General features: G+C 58.7%; 11 protein-coding genes and 5 tRNA genes. 6 read left to right on the plus strand and 10 right to left on the minus strand.

All coding sequences use genetic code 11. From position 1 onward, the window contains the following. Window positions 1–36: 36 nt before the first annotated feature. The 10 genes from fnr to ccoN form a co-directional block, all read right to left on the minus strand. The gene (gene fnr / locus AR456_RS04155) at window positions 37–774 is read right to left on the minus strand and encodes a fumarate/nitrate reduction transcriptional regulator Fnr (RefSeq protein WP_031208468.1); all 738 of its coding nucleotides are present in this window, start codon (window positions 772–774) and stop codon (window positions 37–39) included. Between the two features lie 157 nt (window positions 775–931). After that, on the minus strand, window positions 932–1618 hold the full coding sequence (locus tag AR456_RS04160) for a sulfite exporter TauE/SafE family protein (RefSeq protein ID WP_021820100.1): 687 nt from the start codon (window positions 1616–1618) through the stop codon (window positions 932–934). After that, window positions 1615–1839 (minus strand): cbb3-type cytochrome oxidase assembly protein CcoS, encoded by a 225-nt coding sequence (gene ccoS / locus AR456_RS04165; RefSeq protein WP_021820101.1) that lies wholly within the window; start codon window positions 1837–1839, stop codon window positions 1615–1617. The genes AR456_RS04160 and ccoS overlap by 4 nt, the downstream gene beginning before the upstream one ends. After that, entirely contained in the window at window positions 1836–4292 is a 2457-nt protein-coding gene (locus AR456_RS04170) for a heavy metal translocating P-type ATPase (RefSeq protein WP_335337926.1), read from the minus strand. The genes ccoS and AR456_RS04170 overlap by 4 nt, the downstream gene beginning before the upstream one ends. Window positions 4293–4300: 8 nt before the next feature. After that, window positions 4301–4828, minus strand: a complete 528-nt coding sequence (locus AR456_RS04175; protein WP_021820103.1) for a FixH family protein — start codon at window positions 4826–4828, stop codon at window positions 4301–4303. Then, window positions 4828–6255, minus strand: a complete 1428-nt coding sequence (ccoG, locus tag AR456_RS04180) for a cytochrome c oxidase accessory protein CcoG (RefSeq protein WP_021820104.1) — start codon at window positions 6253–6255, stop codon at window positions 4828–4830. The genes AR456_RS04175 and ccoG overlap by 1 nt, the downstream gene beginning before the upstream one ends. Before the next feature lie 23 nt (window positions 6256–6278). Further along, window positions 6279–7238, minus strand: a complete 960-nt coding sequence (gene ccoP, locus AR456_RS04185) for a cytochrome-c oxidase, cbb3-type subunit III (RefSeq protein WP_021820105.1) — start codon at window positions 7236–7238, stop codon at window positions 6279–6281. Beyond that, window positions 7235–7474 carry a CcoQ/FixQ family Cbb3-type cytochrome c oxidase assembly chaperone gene (locus AR456_RS04190; RefSeq protein ID WP_021820106.1) on the minus strand — a complete coding sequence of 80 codons (240 nt, stop codon included), beginning with the start codon at window positions 7472–7474 and terminating at the stop codon, window positions 7235–7237. The genes ccoP and AR456_RS04190 overlap by 4 nt, the downstream gene beginning before the upstream one ends. A gap of 2 nt (window positions 7475–7476) precedes the next feature. Continuing rightward, entirely contained in the window at window positions 7477–8094 is a 618-nt protein-coding gene (gene ccoO / locus AR456_RS04195) for a cytochrome-c oxidase, cbb3-type subunit II (RefSeq protein WP_021820107.1), read from the minus strand. 22 nt (window positions 8095–8116) lie between these two features. Then, the gene (gene ccoN / locus AR456_RS04200; RefSeq protein WP_021820108.1) at window positions 8117–9541 is read right to left on the minus strand and encodes a cytochrome-c oxidase, cbb3-type subunit I; all 1425 of its coding nucleotides are present in this window, start codon (window positions 9539–9541) and stop codon (window positions 8117–8119) included. Between the two features lie 167 nt (window positions 9542–9708). Between ccoN and AR456_RS04205 the strand changes: the two genes are divergently transcribed. The 6 genes from AR456_RS04205 to AR456_RS04230 all read left to right on the plus strand — a co-directional run bounded on the left by AR456_RS04205 (window position 9709) and on the right by AR456_RS04230 (window position 11158). Beyond that, a complete protein-coding gene (locus AR456_RS04205) occupies window positions 9709–10431 on the plus strand; it encodes an alpha/beta family hydrolase (protein WP_051995771.1) in 723 nt (240 codons plus the stop codon). Window positions 10432–10640: 209 nt separating this feature from the next. Further along, window positions 10641–10716, plus strand: a tRNA-Val gene (locus tag AR456_RS04210). Between the two features lie 44 nt (window positions 10717–10760). Next, window positions 10761–10837, plus strand: a tRNA-Asp gene (locus AR456_RS04215). A gap of 28 nt (window positions 10838–10865) precedes the next feature. Continuing rightward, window positions 10866–10942 (plus strand) — tRNA-Asp (locus tag AR456_RS04220). Window positions 10943–11001: 59 nt separating this feature from the next. Next, window positions 11002–11078, plus strand: a tRNA-Val gene (locus AR456_RS04225). 3 nt (window positions 11079–11081) lie between these two features. Then, window positions 11082–11158, plus strand: a tRNA-Asp gene (locus tag AR456_RS04230). The last annotated feature ends 182 nt before the right edge of the window (window positions 11159–11340 follow it).

Here is an 11340-nt window from a genome sequence, read left to right on the forward strand (position 1 = left end):
ACAGCCCTGAGCGATTAACAGCCCCGAGCGGTCGAGTCAGTCGGCCGTGGTTTCGGTGTCGGCGAGGTTGGTCAAGGCACCCATGTCGAGAATGTTGACTTCGCGACCGGAAACCGAGACCAGTTCCTGCTGTTGAAAGCGTCCCAGGATACGGCTGACGGTTTCCACCGCCAACCCCAGGTGGTTGCCGATGTCGGACCGCGACATCGATAGGCGGAAGCTGAACGGCGAGTAGCCACGGCGGCGGAAGCGGTCCGACAGGCCAAGGAAGAAGCAGGCCAGGCGTTGATCCGCGGTCTTGCGGGACAGCAACTGCAACATGCGATGGTCATGACGCAGTTCCTTGCTCATGGTACGGAACAACTGAGCACGCAGGTCTGGCAGGATCTGTGACAGGGCATCCAGCCGGTCGAAGGGGATCTCACAGACCGTGGTGGTTTCGAGTGCAACCACGCTACCTGAATAGAAACCATCATCGATCCCGTCGAGGCCGATCAATTCGCTGGGCAGGAAGAAGTTGGTCAGTTGGGCTTCGCCGCTGCCTTCGGTAATGATCTGTTTGAGGCTTCCGGAGCGAACCGCGTAGACACTGGTGAAGCGGTCTCCCTGATCGATCAGGCGGGTGCCTTTCTTGATCGGTGGGTGGCGCCGGATGATGGCGTCAAAACGCTCCATGTCTGCAGTATCAAGAGCGAGTGGCAGACACAGAGAACTGAGACTGCAGGATTCACATCGCGTTTCCTGCGGCATAGGGGGGCGTCGCTCCTGGGCCATGGCACACATTGGTAGCTCCTGTGAATCGGCGATCGGTGGAATACGCCGAAAATAAGCTTTTAATTACTTCAGCACCTTATAATCAATATTATACCCTGCCAATCAGGGGATAATCGTCGGTTACCTCTTTTGACGGTGAAATTACTGGATCACTACCTCAACTCTGTTGAGTCACTATCAACTGCCAGATCGCCAACGCGATGACCAGTAAGGCTGCCAACCACCGTGTTGCCCGTGAATTCAGCAGGCGCCGAATCTGGTCTGCGGCGACGCCGGTGACCAGTAGCGCCGGCAGGGTGCCGGTGCCAAACGCCAGCATCAGCATGGCGCCCTGACTGGGAGTGGCCGTTGCCAGACTCCAGCTCAGCATTGAGTAGACCAACCCGCAGGGCAGCCATCCCCAGAGGGCGCCCAACAGTATGGCCTGGTGTGGCCGTGTTACCGGCAGCAATGCGCGTCCGACTGGCTCCAGGTACCTCCAGTAGCGTTTCCCGAGTGCCTCGATGTGTCGCAGGCCCTTCCAGATATCGGCGATATACAGTGCCATCAAGCACAGCATCAGGCTCGACATCCACTGCAGGACGGTGCGCACGCCTGGCGCCAGACCGACCAGCGCACCAAGCCCTGCGACGATGGCCCCGGCCAACGCATAGCTGGTGATGCGCCCGGCATTGTAGCCCAGCAACAGGGCTGCCATGCGTGATGGGCGTCGCATGCTGGGCGGGACGGCAAAGGTAAGGGCGCTCATGATGCCTCCACACATGCCGACACAGTGAGCGCCGCCCAGGAGTCCGAAGACAAAGGCCGCAGCCAGTGGAGGGAGGTCGAGTCCCGTCGGGTTCATGGCTGGTCTCGCCGCTTGCTTGATGACGGTGGCTCCAGCAGGTCGGAGGAGCTGTGTTCATCCGACTGTCGGCGGCAAGTGTCATCGTCATCGAACAAGATGCGCCAGGCGGGTCCCTCGAGGTCCTCAAACTGATCGTGCTTGACGGCCCAGAAGAATGCCCAGACCGCCAGGCTCAATAGCATCAATGACAGCGGGATCAGCAGATAGAGAATATTCATCGGCTTGTGCCTGGCGTGTTCCGCGACTGCATTCTACGCCCTTGCCTTGCTCCGAGCCGTAGGGAATTTCCGATAACCAGTAACGAACTGGCTGACATGCCGATCACTGCCAGCCAGGGAGGTACCAGGCCCGCTATTGCCAACGGCAGGGCAATGACGTTGTAGAGTGTCGCCCAGCTCAGGTTCTGACGGATGATGCGTTGCGTTGTGCGAGCAACATCAATGGCTTCGGTGATGCCGCCGAGCTTTTCTCCAAGCAGCAGAATATCGGCGTGACTACGTGCGAGATCACTGGCGCCGGGCATGGCAATAGCCAGGTCGGCACCGGCCAGCACGGCAATGTCGTTGATGCCATCACCGACCATGGCTACACGTTGGTTCTGCTGCTGCAATGTGCGCACATGATCGAGTTTGTCCTGAGGTAGCGCCGCGCCTCGCCATTGGCAGACACCAAGCCGTCTCGCCATACTTGCCACACTGGATATGCGATCGCCGGAGAGAATCTCCACGCTGAGGCCTGCGTCGCGTAAATGCTGAAGTGTTGTCGCCGTATCAGCACGGATGTCGTCTTCGACTCCTAGCCAGGCCATGGGCTTGCCTGCGCGTGCCAATAGCAGCCAATTGGCATCTGAGGGTGGCTGCAGGTCGTGATCAGCGGCTGCGAAGTCAGCACGTCCGATACGCCACTCTGTCCCCAGACACTGTGCCTGAACCCCTTGTCCTGGATGATTGCGGATATCACTGGCCCTTACCGTGTCATTGCGCCAGGGCCGAAAGGCGCGAGCGATAGGGTGCTCCGAAGCGGACTCGAGTGCGGCTGCAACAGTCAGTAGTTGGTGGTTGTCCAGCGTGGCCGTGGCCGGGATTATCCGGCAGTCGCCAAGTACCATCTGTCCTTGGGTCAGGGTTCCTGTCTTGTCGAACACCACCCGATCAATACTGGCGAGCACCTCCAGCGCGTCACCGCGAGTGACCAGTACCCCAGCGCGACGTAGGCGGCCGTGAGCCACGGTCAACGAAATGGGCGTGGCCAGTGCCAGCGCGCAGGGACAGGTGACGACCAGCACCGACAGCGTCACCCACAAGCTACGAGCGGGATCGATTTGCCACCAGATGGCGGCGACCGCGGCACTGATCAACAGCAGTCCGAGGATGAAATGATGCGCCACACGCTCGACAGCGCGAGCGAGACGAGGGCGTTCAGCAAAGGCACGGTCGGAGAGGTCGATGATGCTTGCCACCCTTGTTGCATGGCCGGCTCGAGTGACGCTCAACTCAAGGGGTGTGTCTACCACGAGGCTTCCTGCATGGATGATGTCGCCTCGTGCTCTGGAGGCAGGAACTGATTCGCCACTGAGCATCGACTCATCAACACTGGCGTAGGGTGACAGCAGCGTGCCATCCGCGGGCACCTGCGCACCGGCGAGTACTCGCACTCGGTCGCCTGCCATGAGTTCGGTGGCGGGAATGACTTGTTCATGATGCTGGTCGTCTAGACGCAGCGCGGCATCGGGGATAGTGCCACTCAGGGCGTTGCCGATTCGACCGTGATGGTGACGAGTGCGAGCTTCGATGTAGCGCCCGAACAGCAGGAAGAAAGTGAACATGCAGACTGAATCGAAGTACATGTCTCCACGTTGGCTGACCACGGACCACAGGCTGGCAATATAGGCGCCGCCGATAGCTACAGCCACGGGTACATCCATGCCGAGTACTCGGCTACGAATGTCTCGCCAGGCACCGCCGAAGAACGGTTGCGCCGAATACAGCACGACGGAGGTTGTCAGAGCCACGGCCAGCCAGGCAAACAGGCGTTCGAAGTTGTGACTGAGATCGCCAGGTACCGCGACATAGTGAGGGATGGAGAACATCAGCACCTGCATCATGCCGACCGCAGCGATAATCAGGCGTCGCACCATTCGACGCGATTGGTGCTTGAGTCGCTGCTGTGCCTCATCGGGAGACCAGGGTTGGGATGGGTAGCCGATGGCGGCCAGCTCAGCCAACAGTCGGGATAGTGCGACGCTGGCGGGTCGCCAGCTCAGACGCAGGCGGTGTTCACTCAGATTGATGGCGCTGGAGATAACGCCCTCGATGGCATTGAGGCGATGTTCGATAAGCCAGGCGCAGGCAGCGCAGGTGATGCCATCAACGGCGAAGGTGGCAATGCTTTCGTCGTTGTCCTGCCCCTGGTCCGTACGCACAAATCGCGCTTGAAGGACAGGATCGTCAAACAGCTGCCAGCGTCGCGTATCGAGGGGGGCATTGATCGGGCGCTCTGGCGTAGCAGTACGCAGTTGATAGTAACGGCCCAGCCCACCGTCGATGATGGCCTGAGCCACTGCGAGGCAACCAGGGCAGCATAGTGGCTGAGTCAGTCCATTGAGCTCCAGTGACCAGCGATTGTCACCGTCAACCGCTGAGCCACAGTGATAGCAGGAAGTTGCCATCATTGGTGGCCTTACAGCCCCGGCGTCAGGTGGACGCTGGTATCAAGTGGGAAGGTGGCTTCTCCAGTGAGCCGCCATGCGGCATCATTACCGGCTTGTGGCTGTAGTTGCAGGTAGCGGCGGTAGCGCAGATTGCGATCGAGCACACCGACATAGTGGTTATCGCGGGTATGCCTCAGCAACAGCTCACGATCGCGGTCACCATCGCTGGGGAATATCAGGCGCAAATGAAGGGTTTCAGGACGTTCTTCACCTGCGAGACGTACCATCACATCACCGGTAGTGGCATCAATGCGCAACTGTGCGGCTAGTCCCAGCGTTGCGGCATGCTGTTGTTTCTTCAATTGTGCATTGATGGCAAGCCCGTCGCGGTAGTAGTCCTCGGGCACTGATCCGTCGAAGTAGCGGATCGACAAGGTCAGGTAGATCAGGCTGAAGGTCACCGACGACAACAGCAGAGTGATCAGGAACCAGGGCCAGAATTGGCGGTACCAGGGCGGAACGCTCCGAGATGGAGACGTTGGTAATGTTGAACTCATCAGTGAATGGCTCCCATGAAGCGACTTTCACGCGTGATGGCGATGTCATCGGTATCCTCGGCGCTTACCGTGATCCGGATATCACTGCTGGGCTGTGTCAGCAGTCCTGGTGCAACGGTCAATGTCATGACCCGTTGTCGTGATGAATTGGCAGGAACCGCGATCTGTCTGACATCACTCTTGATACCGTCGATGCCGTTCACCGAGATGCGATAGCGATGGTCGCGGCTGTCCAGGTTGCGCACGGTGATGATGGATGTGTTGGCAATGCTGCCGTCGGTAAGTGTCTGGAACAGTTGGCCGCGTTCGCGTTGGATATCCACATCCAGCGGCGTACGGTCGGCGATGGAGTGAACGAACAGCACACTCATCACGGTTAGTGCCGCGAGGTAGCCCAGTAGCCGTGGACGCAGCAGTCGGGAGGGGTGGCCTTCCTGAGTATTCTCGGTGGTGTAGCGTACCAGGCCTCGTGGATACCCCAGCTTGTCCATCACGCTATCGCAGGCATCGATGCACGCTGCGCAGCTGATGCACTGGGCTTGCAGCCCGTCACGGATGTCGATTCCGGTCGGACAGACCTGAACACATAGCTGACAGTCTATGCAGTGACCGAGAGACAGCGTATCCGGGTCCTGGTGAGGACGACGGGCTCCACGCGGTTCGCCGCGCTGCTGGTCATAGGAAACAATCAGGGTGTCACGGTCGAACATCACCGACTGGAAACGTGCGTAGGGGCACATGTAAATGCATACCTGTTCACGTAGCCAGCCGGCATTGAGATAGGTGAACAGCAGCAACACGCCAATCCAGAACCACGCCCAGCCATGGGCCTGCAACAGCAACAGGTCACGGATCAATGCTTCGACTGGCGTAAAGTAGCCGACGAAGGTCACGCCGGTGATCAGGGCGATCAGCAGCCAGGTGACATGCTTGGCGCTCTTGCGCCACAGTTTGTCGAGATTCCAGGCGCGCTGATCGAGCTTGATACGTTGATGACGGGAGCCTTCGATGCGGTGTTCTACCCAGATGAAAAGTAGCGTCCAGACACTCTGAGGACAGGCATAGCCACACCACACCCGTCCGGCGAACACAGTGATGAAGAACAGTCCGAACGCACAGATGATCAGCAGCCAGCAGAGCAGCATGAACTCCTGAGGGTAGAAGGTGACGGCGAAGAGATGGAACTCGCGTCCGGGTAGATCAAACCAGACGGCCGGTCGACTACCCCAGGATAACCAGGGCAACAGCAGGTAACCGAGCATCAATACCCAGTTGGCAATACGTCGCAGGCGCTGGAACGCTCCCTTGAACTCGCGCACATGGATATGCCGACGACGTTGGTAGAGGCTGTGCGAGATACCTGCGTCGGGGATGTGCTGCTGGACGCTCTCGTGAGAGACGTCATGGATCGGAATCCTGTCGTTCATGATGGACTCAGGCCGTGTTCATTTCATTCCTGCCCGGGACTGGACGGGGCGCGTTCCTGCTGGTGACCGAGGCTGTAGACATAGGCGGCGACCAGGTGAACCCGCTCCTCACCGATCCACCTGGCCTGGGCGGGCATCTTCCCGTTGCGGCCGTGGCGCAGAGTCTGGCGTACGGAGTCGGCAACACTCTGACCGGGCGCTTGATAGAGCCAGGTTTCATCGGTCAGATCGGGCGCTCCCAGTGCCTGATTCCCGGTGCCATCAGGGCTATGGCAGCCCACACATGTCGAGGCGAAGACGGTCTCTCCCTGGCTGGCACGCTGTTTATCCTCGGCAACGCCGGACAGCGACAACACGAACTGGGTAACGTCCTCGATGCCTTCCTCTCCGAGTTGCTGCCAGGCAGGCATCATACCGCTGCGTCCCTTCTCGATGGTATGAGTGATGGCTGCAGGGTCGCCGCCATATAGCCAGTCGCTATCGGTCAGGTTGGGGAAGCCATAACCGCCACGCGCACTGGTGCCGTGACAGATGGCACAGTTGTTGAGAAATATGCGCTCGGCGACCTGCATGGCCTCAGCATCTTGAGCCAGTTCGGGAATGGGGACTTGCTGGTATTGCTCGAAGATCGGCGTGAAGCGTTCGTCAGCGGCTGTGACCTCCTTTTCCCACTGGGCCTCCTGACTCCAGCCGAGCAGGCCGGAGAAGTTGCCGAGGCCCGGGTACAGTGCGAGGTAGGACAAGGCGAAGATCACGGTGGCGATGTAGAGCAGGAACCACCAGCGAGGTAGCGGGTTGTCGTACTCGGCGATACCGTCGGCCATATGGCCGGTGGTATCGACGTTGCCGTCACTGTCCGGCGCCTTGTCGGTGCTGCGATTGACGTACAGCAACCAGAACGCGAACGCGATGGAGCCCAGCGTAATGATGATGATCCAGCTGCTCCAGAAGCCGGAGAGGTCGTCGCCCCATAGCGTAGTCATTTGCTCCCACCTCCCTCGTGCTTGAGGAGACCTGAGTCATGAGGGCCGGCTTTTGACGGGCTCTGCGCGATGCATTGGGGAAATGATCTCGCCACCAGTTCGTCATCAGCGAAGGGCAACTGGGCGGCTTCATCAAAGTCTGCCTTGCGTCGCCTTGACCAGGCCCAGGCGATGAGCCCGAGAAAGGCGATCAGCAGAATGGCAGTCACGATTCCGCGAAAGGTTCCGATATCCATGGTTATTCCCTGACTGTCGATCGAGGCAGTACGGTGCCGAGTTGTTGCAGATAGGCGACCAGTGCCGTGATCTCCTGCTCGCCCTTGACGTCCTCGCTGGCGCTGGCAATCTGCTCATCGGTATAGGGCACACCAAGTTTGCGCAGAGCCTGCATTCTGGCGGGTGTATCCTTGCCATCGACAAGGTTATCGAACAGCCAGGGATAGGCTGGCATGATCGACTCGGGAACGACGTCACGGGGGTTGTAGAGGTGGGCGCGATGCCAGTCGTCACTGTAGCGGGCGCCCACCCGGGCGAGGTCCGGCCCAGTACGCTTGGAGCCCCACAGGAAGTTGTGTTCGTAGATGGATTCACCCGCCACGCTGTAGTGGCCATAGCGCTCGGTTTCGGCGCGGAACGGGCGAATCATCTGCGAGTGGCAGCCCACGCAGCCTTCACGGCGATAGATGACTCGACCCTCAAGCTCCAGCGCCGAGAGCGGTTCGAGCCCCTCCACCGGCTCGGTGGTCTGTTTCTGGAAGAACAGCGGCACGATCTCCGCCAGTCCACCAAGGCTGATCACGACCAGTACCAGCACTGCCAGCAGGCCGACATTCCTTTCAATGATCTCGTGTCTCATCGGTCGTTGTTTCCCTGTTGGCTCAAGCGGTCTGCGGCACGGGCTGGTACCGAGTGACAGGGCGTCTGACAGTCATGTACACGTTGGCGGCCATGACCCACATACCAATCAGCCAGAACATCCCTCCGATCATGCGCACGATATAGCCGGGCCCGCTGGCCTCTATCGATTCGATGAAGGTGTACATCAAGGTGCCGTCGGGGTTGATGGCTCGCCACATCAGGCCCTGCAGGATGCCGTTGACCCACATTGCAGCGATGTAGAGCACGGTACCGACAGTTGCCAGCCAGAAGTGCACTGCGATGAGCTTGACCGAGTACATTTCGCTGAGCCCGTACAGACGCGGAATCATGTGATACAGGGAGCCGATGGTGATCATTGCCACCCAGCCGAGCGCGCCGGCGTGGACATGACCAATGGTCCAGTCGGTGTAGTGGGACAGCGCATTGACGGTCTTGACCGCCATCATTGGACCTTCAAAGGTCGACATGCCATAGAACGACAGCGCGACGACGAGGAAGCGCAGCGTTGGGTCGGTTCGCAGCTTATGCCAGGCCCCGGAGAGGGTCATCATGCCGTTGATCATGCCGCCCCAGGAAGGAGCGAGCAGGATGATCGACATCGCCATCCCCAGCGATTGGGCCCAATTGGGCAGTGCAGTGTAGTGCAGGTGGTGGGGGCCGGCCCACATGTAGACCATGATCAGCGCCCAGAAGTGAACAATGGACAGGCGATAGGAGTAGACCGGGCGCTCGGCCTGCTTGGGCACGAAGTAATACATCATGCCGAGGAAGCCTGCAGTGAGGAAGAAGCCAACCGCATTGTGGCCGTACCACCACTGCACCATGGCGTCGATTGCACCGGAATACAGGGAAATCGAGTAGCTGGCGGTGACCGGAAGAGCGGCGCTATTGACGATGTGCAGTACCGCTACCGTTAGAATGAAAGCTGCGAAGAACCAGTTGGCGACATAGATATGTGAGGTTCGACGGTGTTTGATGGTGCCGAGGAAAACAATGGCGTAGGTGACCCAGACCACGGCGAGCAGAATGTCGATGGGCCACTCGAGCTCAGCGTATTCCTTGACTGCAGTGAAGCCCATGGGGAGGGTAATGATCGCGCTGACGATCACCGCCTGGTAGCCCCAGAAAGTGAAGACCGCCAACCCGTCGCTGACCAGGCGCACCTGACAGGTACGCTGCACCACGTAGTAGGAGGTCGCGAACAGGGCGCATCCGCCGAAGGCAAAAATCACAATATTGGTGTGCAGGGGGCGCAGCCGACCAAAGCTTGTCCACGGCAGACCAAGGTTGAGCTCTGGCCACACGAGTTGGGCAGCCAGCAGAAGCCCAACGCTCATGCCCACTATGCCCCATACCACGGTCATGATCGCGAACTGCCGAACCACCTTGTAGTTGTAGGTTGGGTGTTGCAATGCTGTGCTCATGATTCGCTTTCCATCGAACGCTTATCGAGGATAATTTCCTCTGGTTACAGTGCTTTGCTAGCTAGTTGTGCTGATGATGTCGCTTGGCAATCCGTAAGACTGTATCCCAAATTTATCTAAAACTGTATACATTAGCCAATGTTTCATGAATATCTGGGTAGCTGCTGATGGCGAACAGACAATGGGTTTCAATTTCACTGGACGATCTTGGCGACCGGTGTCGGCAGGGAATGGAAGGGTGTTGGCAGGTAGGGGAGTTGGGGCTTGTTACTTTAGCCGGCCCCTGCACGGACCGTACTCTGCTGATGGCTCACGGTGCCGGTGCTGGACATGACTCGGCCTTCCTCACTGCCTGGCGAAGCGCTCTGGCAATACAGGGCATACAGACCCTGTCGCTGGAGTTTGCCTATATGCGCCAGATGCGTGAGGAAGGCCGCCGCCGGCCTCCTCCGAGAGTGAGTGGGCTATGTGAGGAGTTCCGGCGCTGGAGTGATGTTCTATCGGATTTGATACCTGGCGAGCTATGGCTCGGTGGAAAATCAATGGGTGGGCGCGTGGCCAGCATGGTGGCAGCTCACTCATCGACGCCACCATCGGTGCCGGGACTGGTATTGGTCGGTTATCCCTTTCACCCTGTCGGCAAGCCTGAGCGTCTGCGTCTGGATCATTGGCCACAATTGCGTTGTCCGACCCTGGTATTGCAAGGCGAGCGTGATCCTTTTGGAACACGTGAGGAAGTCGAGGGTTATACGCTGGGTGAGAGTGCGGAAGTCCAGTGGCTAGAGGATGGTGATCATGATTGGGTGCCACGCAAGGCCAGTGGCTATACCCAAAAGCAACTGGTTGAGGCAGCGGCAGAAACTACTGGCCAATTCATTCTGCGTGTGTAGAATACCACGCTGCTGTTTACAGCGGGCGTGTCCAGAAGTGGTAATAAATATACGGCATTTGAGGTTTAGTGCTGGAAGTCAGCAAGTCTGAGTACTTCCGCACAAGTAGATGAATGTCGGCGACTTTTTGGGACATGGATGAACGCGGAATTTTAAAAAAACGCGTTGACATCTCAGCCCGGCTCTGTAGAATGCAGCGCCATGTGACCGGGTGGTTAGCTCAGTTGGGAGAGCACCAGCCTTACAAGCTGGGGGTCACAGGTTCGAACCCTGTACCACCCACCATTCACGCCAGTGATGGTAATGGGCACATAGAGATTGATGTAAGTGGACCGGTAGTTCAGTTGGTTAGAATGCCGGCCTGTCACGCCGGAGGTCGCGGGTTCGAGTCCCGTCCGGTCCGCCATCATCAAGCCTCGATCTGTCATATCAGCGGACCGGTAGTTCAGTTGGTTAGAATGCCGGCCTGTCACGCCGGAGGTCGCGGGTTCGAGTCCCGTCCGGTCCGCCATGATGACACGCCTCTCGACGGTAGGCTGATAATCGTCAATTCAGTTTGAGTTTATGTGCGGGTGATTAGCTCAGTTGGTTAGAGCACCAGCCTCACATGCTGGGGGTCACTGGTTCGAATCCGGTATCACCCACCATGCGGACCGGTAGTTCAGTTGGTTAGAATGCCGGCCTGTCACGCCGGAGGTCGCGGGTTCGAGTCCCGTCCGGTCCGCCATAGCTCTGCTCGAACTCAAAAGTGTGAAATCAAAAGTCCGAGAGTAGTATTTTCGGCAGAAATTGCAACCCGATGCCCAAGGCATCGGGTTTTTTCGTATGGCTGGGTGTGAGCTACGAGCTACGAGCTACGAGCTACGAGCTGTCAGTCCGCCCGCGGTGGTGAGGTTTGCATGACGAACG

Origin of the sequence: Halomonas huangheensis (assembly GCF_001431725.1) — a bacterium.
Classification (GTDB): Bacteria; Pseudomonadota; Gammaproteobacteria; order Pseudomonadales; family Halomonadaceae; genus Halomonas; species Halomonas huangheensis.